The sequence below is a fragment of the Pantoea sp. GW821-FHT03E06 genome (assembly GCF_059420725.1).
Window position 1 is genome coordinate 3,841,880 of the sequence record NZ_JBWKUG010000001.1, and the last position, 15,340, is coordinate 3,857,219.

Consider the following 15,340-nt stretch of genomic DNA (forward strand, 5'->3'; position numbering starts at 1 on the left):
ATGATTGGGTAATTATCAACCAAATAAGCCACTTAACTAATTCGTTCAAAATCAGTTACATACCTCAAAATAGGTATATAAAGGCGCGCTTGATGCATATCAATAAGCGCCAAAAGCGCCGCGCTAAGGTAGGCGCAGATACCGCAATTTTTGAGGCAAGCATGAGCAAGCACAGTGTCGTTATCATTGGCAACGGCATGGTCGGCCACCGCTTTATAGAAGAACTTATCGACAAAGATGAATCGAATCAGTTTGCGATAACCGTTTTCTGTGAAGAGCCCCGGGTCGCCTATGATCGCGTCCACCTTTCCGCCTATTTCTCCCATCACACCGCTGAAGAACTCTCGCTGGTGCGCGAAGGTTACTATCAGAAGCATCAGGTAAATGTATTACTCGGCGAACGCGCCATCACCATTAACCGCGACGAAAAACTGATTCACTCGAATACCGGTCGCACAGTGCATTACGACACGCTGATTTTCGCCACCGGTTCCTATCCATGGATTCCGCCCATCAAAGGCGCGGAAGGCAGCGACTGTTTCGTCTATCGCACCATTGAAGATCTTAACGCCATTGAAGCCTGTTCACGCCGCAGCAAACGCGGCGCGGTGATTGGTGGCGGATTACTGGGGCTCGAAGCGGCGGGCGCGCTGAAAAATCTCGGCATTGAAACCCACGTGATTGAGTTTGCACCGGTGCTGATGGCGGAACAGCTCGATCCCCAGGGCGGCGAGCAGCTGCGACGCAAAATCGAGCAGATGGGCGTACGCGTCCACACCGGCAAAAACACGCAGCAGATTGTCCATCATGCCACAGGTGGTAAAACGCTGGAGTTTGCCGATGGCAGCGCGCTGGATGTCGATTTCATCGTCTTCTCCACCGGTATTCGCCCGCAGGATAAGCTGGCCAAACAGTGCGGCTTAACGCTGGGCGAGCGCGGCGGCATCGCCATTGACGATCGCTGTCAGACCAGCGATCCGGCGATTTATGCGATCGGTGAATGTGCCGCGTGGCAGAACCGTATTTACGGCTTAGTCGCACCGGGCTACAAGATGGCGCAGGTTGCCAGCGATGCCGTGGTTGGCCGCGACAACCTGTTTGCCGGTGCAGACATGAGCGCCAAGCTGAAACTGCTGGGCGTGGATGTCGGTGGCATTGGTGACGCGCATGGCCGCACGCCGGGTGCGCGCAGCTACCTGTGGCTCGACGAGCAGAAAAACATCTATAAGCGCCTGATTGTCAGCGAGGATAACCTCACATTACTGGGCGCGGTATTGGTGGGAGATACCAGCGATTACGGCAATCTGTTGCAGCTGGCGCTGAATAACATCCCGCTACCGGAAAATCCGGAAGGGCTGATCCTACCGGCAGGCAGCGGCGATAAACCGGTAATGGGCGTTGATTCGCTGCCGGATAGCGCGCAAATCTGCTCCTGCTTTGACGTGAGTAAAGGCGATATCGTCAAAGCCGTGCAGGGTGGTTGCCATACCGTAGCGGCGCTGAAAGCCGAAACGCGCGCGGGTACCGGCTGCGGCGGCTGTATTCCACTGATTACGCAGGTGCTGAACGGTGAATTGAGCCGTCAGGGCATCGACGTTAACAATCATCTGTGTGAGCACTTCCCCTACTCGCGTCAGGAGCTGTATCACCTGATTCGCGTGGAAGAGATCACATCGTTTGACGCGCTGCTGGCCAAATATGGTCAGGGCTACGGCTGCGAAGTGTGTAAGCCCACCGTGGGTTCGCTGCTGGCCTCCTGCTGGAACGAGTACGTGCTGAAGCCGCAGCTGGCACCGCTGCAGGACAGCAACGATCTGTTCCTCGGCAATATCCAGAAAGATGGGACTTACTCGGTGATCCCGCGCTCGGCCGGCGGTGAAATTACCCCGGAAGGGTTGATGGCGATTGGCACCGTGGCGCGTCAGTACAATCTCTACACCAAAATCACCGGCTCGCAGCGTATTGGCCTGTTTGGCGCACAGCGTGACGATCTGCCAGCTATCTGGACGCAGCTGATCGCGGCCGGTTTTGAAACCGGACAGGCGTATGCCAAAGCGCTGCGCATGGCGAAAACCTGTGTGGGCAGCGTCTGGTGCCGCTTTGGCGTTGGCGACAGCCTTGGCTTCGGTATTGAGCTGGAAAACCGCTACAAAGGCATTCGTACCCCGCACAAGATGAAATTTGGCGTCTCCGGCTGCACGCGCGAGTGCGCGGAAGCACAGGGTAAAGATGTCGGCATCATCGCCACCGAGAAAGGCTGGAACCTGTATGTGTGCGGTAATGGCGGCATGAAACCACGTCATGCCGATCTGCTGGCTGCCGATCTCGATCGCGACACGCTGCTGAGCTATCTCGATCGTTTCATGATGTTCTACATCCGCACCGGCGACCGCCTGCAACGCACTTCGCTGTGGCTGGAAAGCATGGATGGCGGCATCGATTACCTGCGCAGCGTCATTGTTGACGACAAGCTCGGCCTGAATGCGCAGCTGGAGAGCGAACTGGCACGTCTGCGTGGCGAAGTGATCTGCGAATGGACAGCAACGGTGCAAGATCCTCAGCAGCAGGCTCACTTCAACACCTTTATCAACAGCGACCAGCGCGATCCGCTGGTGCAGCATATTAACCAACGCGAGCAGCATCGTCCGGCACGTCCCGACGAGCGCATTGCGGTCACTCTGATTGAGGAGATTGACGCATGAGCCAGTGGCATTCCGTGTGTGAACTCAAGCAAATCCTGCCTGCGACCGGCGTGTGTGCGCTGGTCAAAGGCCAGCAGATTGCTATCTTCCGTCCACGTGACGATGAACAGCTCTACGCATTGAGCAATATCGATCCTTTCGCCCAGGCCAGCGTGTTATCACGCGGCCTGATTGCTGAGCACCAGCAAGCGCTGTGGGTGGCTAGCCCGCTGAAAAAGCAGCGCTTCCGCCTAAGTGATGGCTTCTGCCTGGAAGACGAAGCACGTTCGGTGGCGAGCTATCCGGTGCGAGTCAGCAAAGGCCGGGTTGAGATTTGTGCCTGACCGCATTCCTTTACTTAATGAGACGTCACTATGTTTACTGACACCCTGAATAAATGTGCCGCCAATGCGGCACGCATTGTGCGTACCGCGCAGCACAGCCCGCTGGCCTTCTGGATCGGCTCGGCGATGGCTGGTGCTTACGTTGGTTTGGCCATCATCCTGATTTTCACCTTGGGCAATCTGGTCGATCCGGCTTACCGTCCGCTGCTGATGGGCGCCACCTTCGGGATCGCGTTGACGCTGGTGATCATCGCCGGTTCCGAGCTGTTCACCGGTCATACCCTGTTCCTGACCATTGGCGTGAAAGCCGGCACCATCAAGCAAGGCCAGATGTGGTGTGTACTGCCGCAAACCTGGCTGGGGAATTTAATCGGCTCCGTGCTGGTCGCACTGATCTATTACTATGCGGCAGGCCCATTGCTCCCCAATGCTGGCTCGCTAATTCATAGCGCCGCGCTGGCGAAAACCACGCAGCCAGCCATGGCGCTGTTCTTCAAGGGCGCACTGTGTAACTGGCTGGTATGCCTGGCAATCTGGATGGCACTACGCACCGAAGGCACGGCGAAGTTCATCGCGATCTGGTGGTGTTTACTGGCGTTTATCGCTTCCGGCTATGAGCACTCCGTAGCCAATATGACAGTCTTTGCACTGTCGTGGTTTGGTCAGCATAATGCGGACCTCACTTTGAGCGGCATCGGCCACAATTTGCTGTGGGTAACGCTGGGCAACATGTTCTCCGGCATGGTGCTGATGGGTCTCGGTTATTGGTATGCCACCCCGCTGGCGCAGCGTCCACAGGCCGAAGCGCAAGCCACGCCGCTCAAAGCGGTATAACCATTTTCAGCCCGCCCCGTGCGGGCTTTTTTTAGGATGAGCTATGGACTACTTTCCGCTGTTTTGCCGCCTGCAAGGCAAACGCTGTTTGCTGGTAGGAGCGGGAGATGTAGCAGAACGCAAAGCGCGTTTGCTGCTGGATGCCGGTGCCGATCTGCACGTTGGCGCGCTGGATTTCTCCCCCGCGTTTCAGCAGTGGGCACAACAGGGAAAGGTGACCTTATTAACCGGCGCGTTTGATGATGGCTGGCTGGACTCGTGCTGGCTGGTGATTGCCGCCACCAATGATGATGCGGTCAATCAGCAGGTGGCTTTCGCAGCCGAGCAGCGTCGCATCTTCTGCAATCTGGTGGATGCGCCGCAGGAAGCCAGCGCGATCATGCCATCGATTGTCGATCGCTCACCGCTGATGATTGCCGTTTCGTCCGGCGGCCGCGCGCCGGTGCTGGCACGTTTGCTTCGGGAGAAGCTCGAAGCGATGCTGCCACAGCATCTCGGAGAGCTGGCGTCCCTGGCCGGTTCGTTGCGTGGCCGTGTGAAGCGCACCTTTGCCAGCATGGCGCAGCGCCGCGCGTTCTGGGAACGCTTCTTCGTGAGCGATCGTCTGGCACAAACCCTGGCGAATGGCGATCGCCCACGTGCTGATGCCATCGTCGATAACTTGTTCGATGCCCCGCTGTCGCAGCAAGGTGAAGTGGTGCTGGTCGGCGCCGGGCCGGGTGATGCCGGATTGCTCACGTTGAAAGGTTTGCAGCATATTCAGCAGGCCGATGTCGTGGTGTATGACCGCTTGGTTTCAGAACCGATTCTCAATCTGATACGTCGCGATGCTGAGCGCATCTTTGTCGGCAAACAGGCCGGTCATCACTGCGTACCCCAAGCGCAAATCAACCAGGTTTTACTCGAACAGGCGCAAAGCGGCAAACGCGTAGTACGCCTTAAAGGCGGCGATCCCTTTATCTTTGGGCGCGGTGGTGAAGAGCTGCAGTTGCTGGCACAACACCATATTCCGTTTAGCGTGGTGCCAGGCATCACGGCCGCATCGGGCTGTGCTGCCTACAGCGGCATTCCGCTTACGCATCGCGACCATGCGCAGAGCGTACGATTCGTGACGGGCCATTTACAGCAGCATGGCGAGATTGAATGGCGCAAACTGGCGGCGGAGCAGCAAACGCTGGTGTTCTATATGGGGCTGGCGCAAGCGCCGGAAATCCAACAACAGCTGTTGCAGCACGGCATGGATGCCGCTATGCCGGTGGCGATCGTACAGAACGGCACCACGCCGCAGCAACGCGTGGAAACCGCAACGCTGGCAGAGCTGGCGACGTTGGCGCAGCAGTTTGAAAGTCCAGCGCTGATTATTGTCGGTCGCGTAGTGGCGCTGCGGCCTCAATTACGCTGGTTCTGAACCACCAGACCATCGCACAAATAAAAACGGCGGATCATGATGATCCGCCGTCGCGTTCTCGCCGGCCAACCGCTTAGGGTTGTGCGACAAAACCTACCGCTTCGTACACTTTCTTCAGCGTTTCCTGCGCATGCGCGCGGGCTTTCGCTGCGCCATCGCGCATCACCTGATTCAGTAGCGCTTCGTCGTTACGGAAACGATGATAGCGCTCCTGCAAGTCGGTCAGCATGCCTGAAACGGCATCCGCGACCGCGCCTTTCAGATGGCCATACATTTTGCCTTCAAACTCCTGTTCCAGCTCGGCTATGGTTTTACCGGTTACGCCCGCCAGAATATCCAGCAGGTTAGAAACACCGGCCTTCTCTTTGACGTCGTAGCGCACCACTGGCGGCTCAGCAGAGTCTGTTACCGCGCGCTTGATCTTCTTCACCACTGCGGTGGTGTCTTCCAGCAGACCAATCACGTTATTACGGTTGTCGTCTGACTTAGACATTTTCTTGGTCGGTTCAAGCAGCGACATGACGCGCGCGCCTGATTTCGGAATGAACGGCTCCGGCACTTTGAACACATCGCCGTACAGCGCATTGAAACGCTGCGCGATATCGCGGCTCAGTTCCAGATGCTGCTTCTGATCTTCGCCCACCGGCACCTGATTGGTTTGATACAGCAGAATGTCAGCTGCCATCAGCACCGGATAATCAAACAGGCCCGCGGTGATGTTTTCCGAGTAGCGCGCTGATTTATCTTTGAACTGCGTCATGCGGCTCAGCTCGCCGAAGTAGGTGTAACAGTTCAGTACCCAACTCAGCTGCGCATGTTCAGGCACGTGCGACTGAACGAAGATGGTGCTTTTCGCCGGATCGATGCCGCAGGCAAGGTACAACGCCAGCGTATCCAGCGTGGCTTTACGCAGCGCAACCGGATCCTGGCGGACGGTGATGGCGTGCAGATCGACGATGCAGTAAATGCAGTGGAAATCATCCTGCATCTGCACCCACTGACGCAGCGCACCCATATAGTTGCCAATGGTCAGTTCACCGGAAGGCTGGGCGCCGCTGAAAACGATGGGTTTGCTCATGTTATGTCCTGATAATCACAGCCCGATAGCGGGCAAAAGTTCGTCAAAAGAGTCGAGAGTTAAATCGGGATGGCTGGTCGCAATTGGCTCACCGTAGTTGTAGCCAAAAGTCATACCGATGTTCGGTACGCCTGCCGCCTGGGCTGCGAGAATATCATTGCGCGAATCGCCGACAAACAGCAATTGTCCGGGAAGCACGCCAAAATGGCCGAGCACAAGGAAAATGGCCGCTGGATGCGGCTTTTTCACAATCACATCATCGCCGCCAATAATCTGGGTAAAGTAGTCAGCAATGCCGAGCGACTTCAACAATGGCGCGACAAACGGCGTAGGTTTGTTGGTGACTATGGCCAGCGGCAGGCCTTTTGCCTGCAGCGCCGCCAGCGTCTCTTTCACCCGCGGGAACAGGGTGCTGCCCGCTTCCACCGTTTCGGCATAGTACTTATCGAACAGCGCACGCGCATCGCGCTGCTCTTCAGCATGCGGTTCGCGACCCAACGCCCAGGTCAGCGCGCGGGTCATCATCACATCCGCGCCGTTGCCAATCCAGGTTGATGCTAACGCCACACCCGGCGGCGGCAGTTGCAGATCGCCCAGCGCGTGATCGATCGCCTGCGCCAAACCCGGTGCGCTATCCACCAGCGTCCCGTCGAGATCGAACGCCAGCGCGCGGATATCAGTGAAATGAGCCATTAACTTTCTCCAGTTCGCCACGCATTTCATCGATCACTTTTTTGTAATCGGGGTGACCAAAGATCGCGGAACCGGCAACAAACATATCGGCACCGGCGGCAGCAATCTGGCCGATGTTGTCGATCTTCACGCCGCCATCCACTTCCAGGCGAATGTTGTAGCCGCTTTGATCGATCAGGCGACGCGCTTCGCGCAGTTTGTCGAGCGTGCCGGGAATAAAGGATTGCCCACCAAAGCCCGGATTCACCGACATCAGCAGAATGATATCCAGCTTATCCATGACATAGTCGAGGTAGTCGAGCGGTGTAGCAGGATTAAATACCAAGCCGGCTTTGCAACCGTGCTCTTTGATCAGCTGCAGCGTGCGATCAACATGCTCGCTGGCTTCCGGATGGAAAGTAATGAAGGTGGCGCCAGCTTTCGCGAATTCCGGGATCAATGCATCCACCGGCTTTACCATCAGATGCACATCAATAGGTGCAGTGATACCGTAATCGCGCAGCGCTTTCAGCACCATCGGCCCCATCGTCAGATTGGGAACGTAGTGGTTATCCATCACATCGAAATGGACGACATCGCCACCTGCCGCCAGCGCTTTGGCTGTGTCTTCACCTAAACGCGCGAAGTCAGCAGACAGAATTGAAGGGGCCAGTAAAAATTGTTTCATCCGATTCTCCCAATTTTGTGCGCCAGCCGGAGCTGGCGTAATGCCTTGGTCGCGGACGAAACAGGCTAGCGGAAAAGCGCTAGCAGTTCGTCGACCTGTGTGCGACCACTTATGCTTCGGCTGATGGAACGCCGGGCTTTAACTACGTGTAAATCCGCATTCTGGTACCACTCACGCGTGAGCACCGTATCGTGATTAGAAATCAGCACCGGTATGCGGTTTTGTTGCGCCAGCTTATTGGCCAGTTCCGCCAGATGTTGCTGCTCACGCAGGCTAAAACTGTTGGTGTGGTAAGCGGTAAAATTCGCTGTCGCCGACAGCGGCGCGTACGGCGGGTCACAATAAACCACCGAGCCCGCTGGGGCGTTAGTCAGAGTAACATCGTACGATTCACAGACAAAGGTCGCTTTTTGCGCCCGTTCGGCAAACCACAGCAGTTCAGCTTCCGGGAAATACGGCTTACGGTAGCGACCAAAAGGCACATTAAACTCACCGCGCAGATTGTAACGGCAAAGACCGTTGTATCCGTGGCGATTGAGATAGAGGAACAGTACGGCGCGCTGATATTCATCTTTGCTGGCATTGAATGCGATGCGCTGCGCGTAGTAGGTTTCCGCCGTATTACCTTCGGCATTGAAAAGCTGGCGTGCGTCTTCAATGAACGCCGCAGTACGCGTTTTGACGATGTTATAGAGATTGATGAGATCGCCGTTGATGTCCGCCAGGTGATAGCGGTCATAATCGGTGTTGAGGAATACTGAACCAGCGCCGACAAAGGGTTCGATTAAACAATCACCTTGTGGCAAATGACGACGGATGTCATCAAGGAGCGGGTATTTCCCTCCGGCCCATTTCAGAAAAGCGCGATTTTTTTTCATGCTGTCGTGGTTATTACATCTTAATGATTGGCTGTGGTGAAACCGACAGCAGCTCTGCGCTTAAAACGGGGCCGCACCTGCGCGGCCCCACATCAATTACTGACTTTCTTTTTTCACCTGGCTAAGCGGTTTGACCCACGGATTCGCGGCACGCACTTCTGCTGGCAACGATGCCACCGCGCGTTTCGCATCGGCTGGCGTAGCATAAGCTCCGCTCACCAGCACATACCAGGGTTCACCGTTGCGCGTGGTTTTATACACGTGATAACCGCTCAGGTTTTGTTTTCTCGCCCAGGCATTCAGGCTCTCTTCTTTCGACGCACCGCTCAGCTGCAGCGTGTAATTGCCGCCCGACGGCAGCGATTTGCTGGCGCTGCTGCTTGCAGGCGCAGCATTGCGCGCCGGCGTAGTGTGCGTCTTGCTCTCTTTTACCGGTGCGGGTTTGGTCGCGGCCGGTGCTTTGTGCGTGTTGCTGGCAGCGTGAGTCTCACGTGCGCCATTGCTGGTGTTACGCGACGGCGTTTCCGCATGCATCACCGGCGGCGTCATCGCTTTACCATTACCGCTTACCGTTGCCGGTGCCGTTGGCAGCGAGCTATTGCCCTGTGCACCTTGGGCTGCGGCATCAACAGAACCTTGCTGATTATTCAGCGCCGTATTCAGATCGCCTGGGAGGGTGACACGCTGTTGATTTGCTGGAGTATCCACGGGTGCAGCCTGAGTCGGCGTTGAAGAGACCGATGGCATAGAGATGGACTGGGAATCATTGCCCGCTGGTGCAGCCGTTCCCGCCGTGTTTTGCGGTGCGCTGCCTTCAGCAGAAGGTGTAGCGTTTTGCTGACCGCTCATGGACGTCGAACCTGAGAGATCGATGTTCTTTTCGCTGCCACTGGCAGAAGGTGCTGCGCCGCTATTGGCGTTATTCGTCGCGGGTTTCTTCTCATCCGGACCGGTCAATGCCGAACCGATACCCAGCACCACCAACAGCAGAACCAGAATACCAATGCCCATCATCATATGCTGACGAGAAACCGGCACTTTAACTTTCGGCGCAGAAGACGATTTACGTGGCCGCGTTGGACGGCGGTCACTGGCGTCAGGTTTTAACTCGTCTTCCGGTTTGAACTCATCCATTTAGCCTCCTCCGTAAAACGACGCGCTTCCCACACGCCGCATCACCACTCATCACTTCTAATAATCAGGGTTTCTGGCAATCATTAATTGCTGCCAGCACCATATCATGTGCAACACCGGCACGCACTTCAGAGCGGCCAATAGCGAGAGGCAGCACCAAACGCAACTCGCCAGCCAACACTTTTTTATCGCGCATCATGTGTGGCAGATAATCTTCCGCTGCCATGCTTGCCGGACCGTGCACCGGCAAACCGGCACGCAGCAACAGCGCGATGATGCGATCGGTATCGGCAGAGGTGAACTGCCCTAAACGTTCAGCGGTGCGCGCAGCCATCACCATGCCAGCCGACACGGCTTCGCCGTGTAGCCAGTTGCCGTAGCCCATGTGCGCTTCAATCGCATGACCAAAAGTATGGCCCAGATTAAGCAGTGCGCGTACGCCGGTTTCACGCTCATCCGCCGCAACCACTTCAGCTTTTAACTCGCAGCAGCGGCGGATGCAGTACGCCATGGCTTTTTCATCCAGCGCCAGCAGAGCATCAAGATTATGCTCCAGCCATTGGAAGAATTCGCCATCAAGAATAATGCCGTATTTGATCACTTCTGCCAGACCGGACGCTAATTCGCGCGGCGGCAGCGTGGCCAGACAATGCGTATCCACCACGACAGAGGCGGGCTGATAGAACGCCCCAATCATGTTTTTGCCGAGTGGATGGTTGACCGCGGTTTTGCCACCGACGGAGGAATCAACCTGAGACAGCAACGTGGTCGGCACCTGAATAAAGCGCACGCCACGCTGATAGCTGGCTGCGGCAAATCCGGTTAAGTCACCAATCACTCCACCACCGAGTGCAATCAGCGTGGTATCTCGTCCATGCGGCTTTTTAAGCAGCGCGGTGAATACCTCGTCCATGACCGCCAGCGTTTTGTACTGCTCACCATCAGGCAAAATGACCTGATCTACCTTTACGCCGGCATTGCTAAGGAGCGCTGACAGAGGTTCGAGATAGATCGGCGCCAGTGTCTGGTTTGTCACCAGCATGGCATTGTCGCCTGCTTTGAGCGGCCAAAAAGAAGCCGGATCGTTAAACAGTCCGGCAGCGATGGTGATGGGGTAACTGCGATCCCCGAGTGAGACAGTGATCTTCTCCATGATGACCGATACCTATTGCTGAGCCCTCAGGGCGCTGGATTAGTTCTTTTCCAGCATGTTGATGATCTGATTGGCCACCACTTTTGCACTCTGATCGTCAGTGCGAATAGTGACATCAGCGATCTCTTCATAAAGCGGATTACGTTCACCTGCCAGCGCTTCCAGTACTTCGCGCGGCGGTGATTCAACCTGCAACAGCGGACGCTTTTTATCACGCTGGGTACGAGCAAGCTGCTTTTCGATGGTGGTTTCAAGGTACACGACCACACCGCGGGCGGAGAGACGATTACGGGTCTCGCGGGATTTGACTGAGCCGCCACCTGTCGCCAGGACAATGCCCTGCTTCTCGGTCAGCTCATTAATGATCTTTTCTTCACGATCGCGGAAGCCTTCTTCGCCTTCCACATCAAATACCCAGCCTACATCCGCTCCGGTGCGTCGCTCAATTTCCTGATCGGAATCGAAAAATTCCATATTGAGTTGCTGAGCCAACTGACGACCAATAGTGCTTTTGCCGGCACCCATCGGCCCAACCAGAAAGATATTGCGTTTCTCTGCCATTTTATCGGTATTACTAAGAATTCGTTGATGATACCCCGCGTTCAGCATAGCTGGCGGGACAGGAACTGAGACCTCATGAGCGTTAACAAGAGTCAGACGGAAAATTATCTCAACACTCATGGCCGTTTGGCAACCGAATAAATTGCCCCCGGCGACCTCTTAACAGGACCGGTCTGTGGTTCGCGAGACGGTAACGCACCTCCGCTAATCCATCCTATTTCACGCTACAGGTCCGCTGGCTGGGGTCATTCACCCTAATCACTTACCTGGGTAAGCACTGTGAATTCACTCATTTAACGCCTTCCTGCAACGCGAATTATTTTGGAGATATTTCTTTTGACGCCAGTATCGCTTGTGACCGACGTCATTCGGAAGGTTATTCTGCCGCGTTCCGTTACACCGTTTTGAAAATCGCTAAACCTTGTAAGCTAATTCCTGCCCTGCGTCAACGCAGTTGGCCTCACAGAACGAATTTTCCGCTTTATCCGGCGGAAAGCGCTGCTTCCCTGACCAGTCTGGGGGTAATAAAGATAACCAGCTCCTTTTTTTTCTGTTCGTCGGTCTGATGGCTGAACAAATTTCCCAGTAGCGGTAGCTCGCCCAGCCAGGGGACGCGTTTTGCACTCTGCGTACGCTGCTGCTGGAAAATACCGCCGAGCGCTAAAGTTTCGCCATCACGCAGTGTTACCTGGGTTTCAATCTCCTGCTTATCGATGCTGAGCACCTGATTATCGCCAATATTCACGCTGCGCCCGGGTAAATTCTGGCTCAGTTTTAATTTGAGCTGTATTCGACCGTTACCCAGCACCACGGGCGTCACCTCCATGCCCAGCACCGCCTCTTTAAATTCGATCGCCGTTGCCCCGCTGTTGCCAGACTTCACCTCATAAGGGATTTCCGTACCTTGTTTGATCGTGGCGGTTTGTTGATGGGCGGTAAATAGCCGCGGGCTGGCGATAATTTCGATTTGGTTCTCCTGCTCTAGCGCGCTTAACTCCAGGTTTAACAGTTCACCACTAACCTGACCAAGCGTGACGCCGGCACGAAGCGCCGGATTACCCACCGCCAATGGAATATCCAACAGGGGATTTCTCAGCCCCTGAGTGACAACATCTGCCGGAGATGTGCCCCAGTTAACGCCGAGTTCACGCAGATGTTCTTCGTTGATGGTGACGATATGCGCGGCAAGTTCCACCTGCTCCAGCGGTAAATCCAACGCTTTTATCCACCGCTCGGTCTCACGTAGCGCTTGTGCAGTATCGCGCAGCAGCAAACTATTGGTGCGACTGTCCACGGTGACGCTGCCGCGCGCTGTCATCAGCGAGGGCTCAGCCTGCAGGCTGCGGTAAATATCGCTGGCGCTGGCGTAATGCAGCGTCACGCTTTGCTGCTCCAGCGGGGTTTGTTGCTGTTTCTCTTCACGCTCGGCCTGTGCCTGCTGTATCTGCAGCTGTTGCCAGCTTTCCGGGTAGACCAGCAGCACGCCTTCTTCCTGCACGACGGTGAGTTTTGCCATCTGCGTCACTAATGCCAGCGCGCGTTGCCAATCAACGTTATCTAACCGCAGCGATAACCGGCCCTCAACGCCCGGCGCAATGAGCAAGTTAATCTCCTGATAATCCGCTAGCGCCTGCAAAATGCGCTCAACCGGCGCATCGTCAAATACCAGACTTAAGCGATCGTCACTGGCGCGCAGCGGCGCGCTTAGGCACAGCAACATCAGTACCATCATCCATTTCATAAAAACCTCCTTTTATTACCCATGTTATTTGCTGAAGTGGACAGCGTTGGACGGCACTTAACACCAGCGTGTGTGCCGTTAGCTGCTGCACTCGCCAGGGCGGCAGCGGAAAAGGCTGGTTCTCAATGAGCCGATGGCTTTTACCTTGCGGTGAAATCAGCCATGCCACGTAGTGCGGCGGCACGCCAACAATGCCTTGCAGGCGCCAGCCTTCCGGTGCACTGGCCGGTGCCTGACATAGGTTCTCGGTCAGCGGCTGAAAGGGATCGCGTGCCAGCGCCAGAGAGGTACATAGCAGTAACAGCAAGCCGCTACTCCGCATCGTCACTCTCCAGCCAAAACTGCGTGTTCAATACGCCTTGCTCTGCTTGCAGCTGAAAACGTTGCGGCACGGGTAAAGAGGTGCTGGCTAACTCGCTAAACAGCGGCAAAAATTGCGGCCAAATCAGTCGCAGCTGAAGCTGCTGTGGCTGGCTGTCCGGCTGCCAGGCTTCCAGCTGCTTACCGCGTGCAGCCACGATTTTTTCCAGAGTTTGTGGTGCTTCGCTGCCCGTTACGGGTTGTTGCAGCGCAACTATCTCCGCCTCTAAGGCAGCAATGCTGGGGAGAGAAGTCAGTTTTTGCTGTCGCTGTTGCTGCTGTTGTTCCATCTGCTCAATCTTTCGCTCTTGTGCCTCACGCATTAGCTGCTGCGGACGAAGCAGCACGAGCCACGCCAGCGCGAAGAGCAGCAGTGACGGCAACATCGCCCCGGCAATGCGCCACGGTAGCGTCAGCGTCAGCCAGCGCTGCAGGAGATCATTCATCTGCCAACTCCTGCACGCGTGCATGCAGAGCAAAACGGTAGTCGCCGCTGACCTGCCGTTGCACACCGCCCTGCCTCACACTGGAAAAAAGCGGCTGCGTCATTAGCTGGTGGCGAAAGTCACTCACGGCCGCCATGCTCTGCGCCTGACCTTCCAGCATGAGTTGCCCTTGTCGACGTTCGAGTCGGTTCAGCCACAAGGTTTCAGGCATCAATTCCGGCAGCTGCTGCCAGAAACCTTGCCAGCGCCGATGCTGGGCCTGTCGTTGCTGCTCGGCGCGCTGCGTCTGCAGCAATGATTCACGCTGTTGAAGCAGGGATTGCTGCTTTTCCAGCTGTTGTTGCAGCGCGTTAAGGATAAAAGTGATATCCATCAGCTGCTCCAACTGCTGCTGTCGCGTAGCGAACCCGCGCCACCACAGCATTAGCAGCATGAACAAGGTCAACATTAAGGTGAGCGTCAGCAGCGTTATGCTCTGTTTTCGCTGGCGCTGCTGCTGATGCAGGCGCCAGGGCAGTAAATTGACCGCCAGCATCATGAATCCTCCGGTCGCAGAGCCAAACCCAGCGCGACGGTAAAATCACCTTCCTGCGCAGGTAAAGGTGGTTGGAGATAGTGCAGCAGCGTCAACGGCTGACAGCGCTGAACCTGCGCTTCCGGCAAGACGGCTGTTGATGTGCAAAATACGGTTTCCATCTGCGGGAACGTTTCATGCAATAGCGCAAACGTGAGGGGTTCAGTGGCTGCGCCAGACGAGGTGCTTTCACCGGCGAGCGTCCATAACCAGTGATCACTGAGCGGATGAATCAGCAGCTGGTTATGTCGCAAAGGCATGCGCATGGCGATTTGCGTGAGCGCCAGACTGCTCAACTCGAATACGTCTGGTTTCAGGCCCGCCTGCTGCAAAGGAGCCAGCCATTGCGCAATCACTTCGCGCCGTGCGGCGGTGACACACAGCTGCGAGGCTTTACCCGGCAAACGGTAATCCAGCGACAGCGAAGCGGGCTCAACAGGAAACAGACGTTGCGCGGAAGCCGCTACATAGCGACTCAGGGCAGGCTCACGTAGCGAGGTTTCAGGCAGCGGCAAGGTGCGTTGCAATACCAGCTGCGGCGGCAGGCCAACGCGCAGTGAGTAACGCTTCGGCAGATGGCGCTGCCAGCGCCCTAACATATCCAGTAACGCAGGCGTGGTTTGCAGCACGCCGTTTCTTAACGTATCTTGCGGCAGCGTTTGTTGCCACCAATGTCGCAACTGCCAACCGTGACGTCGGCGTTCAATGCCAAGGGCACAGATTTGCCCGTTTTGGATGTCCAGTCCGATTTGCCAGCGCTGAAAAGCCATGTGCGCGATCTCCTTATC

16 protein-coding genes are annotated in these 15,340 nt (G+C 56.1%); 4 read left to right on the top strand and 12 right to left on the bottom strand.

All coding sequences use genetic code 11. The features are described 5' to 3' along the window. The first annotated feature begins 161 nt into the window (after nt 1-161). From nirB to cysG, 4 genes are read left to right on the top strand one after another with little or no spacing between them, the layout of a single operon-like run. Nucleotides 162-2,702 carry a nitrite reductase large subunit NirB gene (nirB, locus tag AC07WB_RS17990; RefSeq protein ID WP_494940943.1) on the top strand — a complete coding sequence of 847 codons (2,541 nt, stop codon included), beginning with the start codon at nt 162-164 and terminating at the stop codon, nt 2,700-2,702. Beyond that, on the top strand, nt 2,699-3,025 hold the full coding sequence (gene nirD / locus AC07WB_RS17995) for a nitrite reductase small subunit NirD (RefSeq protein WP_345827934.1): 327 nt from the start codon (nt 2,699-2,701) through the stop codon (nt 3,023-3,025). The genes nirB and nirD overlap by 4 nt, the downstream gene beginning before the upstream one ends. A gap of 30 nt (nt 3,026-3,055) precedes the next feature. After that, nucleotides 3,056-3,859, top strand: a complete 804-nt coding sequence (nirC, locus tag AC07WB_RS18000; RefSeq protein WP_345827933.1) for a nitrite transporter NirC — start codon at nt 3,056-3,058, stop codon at nt 3,857-3,859. Between the two features lie 43 nt (nt 3,860-3,902). After that, entirely contained in the window at nt 3,903-5,267 is a 1,365-nt protein-coding gene (cysG, locus tag AC07WB_RS18005; protein ID WP_097095797.1) for a siroheme synthase CysG, read from the top strand. Between the two features lie 73 nt (nt 5,268-5,340). Here cysG and trpS read toward each other — a convergent pair whose 3' ends face one another. The 12 genes from trpS to pilM all read right to left on the bottom strand — a co-directional run bounded on the left by trpS (nt 5,341) and on the right by pilM (nt 15,322). After that, on the bottom strand, nt 5,341-6,345 hold the full coding sequence (gene trpS / locus AC07WB_RS18010; protein ID WP_097095796.1) for a tryptophan--tRNA ligase: 1,005 nt from the start codon (nt 6,343-6,345) through the stop codon (nt 5,341-5,343). Between the two features lie 15 nt (nt 6,346-6,360). Then, nucleotides 6,361-7,038 (bottom strand): phosphoglycolate phosphatase, encoded by a 678-nt coding sequence (locus AC07WB_RS18015; protein WP_097095795.1) that lies wholly within the window; start codon nt 7,036-7,038, stop codon nt 6,361-6,363. After that, the gene (gene rpe / locus AC07WB_RS18020) at nt 7,022-7,705 is read right to left on the bottom strand and encodes a ribulose-phosphate 3-epimerase (protein ID WP_097095794.1); all 684 of its coding nucleotides are present in this window, start codon (nt 7,703-7,705) and stop codon (nt 7,022-7,024) included. The genes AC07WB_RS18015 and rpe overlap by 17 nt, the downstream gene beginning before the upstream one ends. A 65-nt stretch (nt 7,706-7,770) precedes the next feature. After that, nucleotides 7,771-8,583, bottom strand: a complete 813-nt coding sequence (gene dam, locus AC07WB_RS18025) for an adenine-specific DNA-methyltransferase (RefSeq protein WP_097095793.1) — start codon at nt 8,581-8,583, stop codon at nt 7,771-7,773. Nucleotides 8,584-8,679: 96 nt separating this feature from the next. After that, nucleotides 8,680-9,717, bottom strand: coding sequence for an SPOR domain-containing protein (locus AC07WB_RS18030; RefSeq protein WP_097095792.1), 1,038 nt, complete (start codon nt 9,715-9,717; stop codon nt 8,680-8,682). A gap of 64 nt (nt 9,718-9,781) precedes the next feature. Further along, on the bottom strand, nt 9,782-10,870 hold the full coding sequence (aroB, locus tag AC07WB_RS18035; protein ID WP_097095791.1) for a 3-dehydroquinate synthase: 1,089 nt from the start codon (nt 10,868-10,870) through the stop codon (nt 9,782-9,784). A gap of 39 nt (nt 10,871-10,909) precedes the next feature. Beyond that, on the bottom strand, nt 10,910-11,431 hold the full coding sequence (gene aroK / locus AC07WB_RS18040) for a shikimate kinase AroK (RefSeq protein WP_008107887.1): 522 nt from the start codon (nt 11,429-11,431) through the stop codon (nt 10,910-10,912). 481 nt (nt 11,432-11,912) lie between these two features. After that, on the bottom strand, nt 11,913-13,172 hold the full coding sequence (hofQ, locus tag AC07WB_RS18045) for a DNA uptake porin HofQ (RefSeq protein ID WP_494940944.1): 1,260 nt from the start codon (nt 13,170-13,172) through the stop codon (nt 11,913-11,915). Continuing rightward, on the bottom strand, nt 13,114-13,494 hold the full coding sequence (locus tag AC07WB_RS18050; RefSeq protein WP_494940945.1) for a HofP DNA utilization family protein: 381 nt from the start codon (nt 13,492-13,494) through the stop codon (nt 13,114-13,116). Before AC07WB_RS18050 ends, hofQ begins: the two co-directional genes overlap by 59 nt. Further along, nucleotides 13,484-13,978: a HofO family protein gene (locus AC07WB_RS18055; protein ID WP_097095788.1), complete on the bottom strand. Its 495-nt coding sequence runs from the start codon at nt 13,976-13,978 to the stop codon at nt 13,484-13,486. The genes AC07WB_RS18050 and AC07WB_RS18055 overlap by 11 nt, the downstream gene beginning before the upstream one ends. After that, nucleotides 13,971-14,516, bottom strand: a complete 546-nt coding sequence (locus tag AC07WB_RS18060) for a PilN domain-containing protein (RefSeq protein WP_494940946.1) — start codon at nt 14,514-14,516, stop codon at nt 13,971-13,973. The genes AC07WB_RS18055 and AC07WB_RS18060 overlap by 8 nt, the downstream gene beginning before the upstream one ends. Then, complete coding sequence (gene pilM, locus AC07WB_RS18065; RefSeq protein WP_400458908.1) at nt 14,513-15,322, bottom strand: type IV pilus biogenesis protein PilM; 810 nt, start codon at nt 15,320-15,322, stop codon at nt 14,513-14,515. Before pilM ends, AC07WB_RS18060 begins: the two co-directional genes overlap by 4 nt. Nucleotides 15,323-15,340: the final 18 nt, after the last annotated feature.

Excerpts from the sequence above, each read along its gene's own strand:
- AC07WB_RS18015 (WP_097095795.1), bottom strand. The coding sequence starts at position 7,038 with ATGGCTCATTTCACTGATATCCGCGCGCTGGCGTTCGATCTCGACGGG.
- AC07WB_RS18060 (WP_494940946.1), bottom strand. The coding sequence starts at position 14,516 with ATGATGCTGGCGGTCAATTTACTGCCCTGGCGCCTGCATCAGCAGCAG.
- rpe (WP_097095794.1), bottom strand. The coding sequence starts at position 7,705 with ATGAAACAATTTTTACTGGCCCCTTCAATTCTGTCTGCTGACTTCGCG.
- nirD (WP_345827934.1), top strand. The coding sequence starts at position 2,699 with ATGAGCCAGTGGCATTCCGTGTGTGAACTCAAGCAAATCCTGCCTGCG.
- AC07WB_RS18050 (WP_494940945.1), bottom strand. The coding sequence starts at position 13,494 with ATGCGGAGTAGCGGCTTGCTGTTACTGCTATGTACCTCTCTGGCGCTG.
- AC07WB_RS18030 (WP_097095792.1), bottom strand. The coding sequence starts at position 9,717 with ATGGATGAGTTCAAACCGGAAGACGAGTTAAAACCTGACGCCAGTGAC.
- pilM (WP_400458908.1), bottom strand. The coding sequence starts at position 15,322 with ATGGCTTTTCAGCGCTGGCAAATCGGACTGGACATCCAAAACGGGCAA.
- dam (WP_097095793.1), bottom strand. The coding sequence starts at position 8,583 with ATGAAAAAAAATCGCGCTTTTCTGAAATGGGCCGGAGGGAAATACCCG.
- AC07WB_RS18055 (WP_097095788.1), bottom strand. The coding sequence starts at position 13,978 with ATGAATGATCTCCTGCAGCGCTGGCTGACGCTGACGCTACCGTGGCGC.
- trpS (WP_097095796.1), bottom strand. The coding sequence starts at position 6,345 with ATGAGCAAACCCATCGTTTTCAGCGGCGCCCAGCCTTCCGGTGAACTG.
- nirC (WP_345827933.1), top strand. The coding sequence starts at position 3,056 with ATGTTTACTGACACCCTGAATAAATGTGCCGCCAATGCGGCACGCATT.
- nirB (WP_494940943.1), top strand. The coding sequence starts at position 162 with ATGAGCAAGCACAGTGTCGTTATCATTGGCAACGGCATGGTCGGCCAC.
- aroB (WP_097095791.1), bottom strand. The coding sequence starts at position 10,870 with ATGGAGAAGATCACTGTCTCACTCGGGGATCGCAGTTACCCCATCACC.
- cysG (WP_097095797.1), top strand. The coding sequence starts at position 3,903 with ATGGACTACTTTCCGCTGTTTTGCCGCCTGCAAGGCAAACGCTGTTTG.
- aroK (WP_008107887.1), bottom strand. The coding sequence starts at position 11,431 with ATGGCAGAGAAACGCAATATCTTTCTGGTTGGGCCGATGGGTGCCGGC.
- hofQ (WP_494940944.1), bottom strand. The coding sequence starts at position 13,172 with ATGAAATGGATGATGGTACTGATGTTGCTGTGCCTAAGCGCGCCGCTG.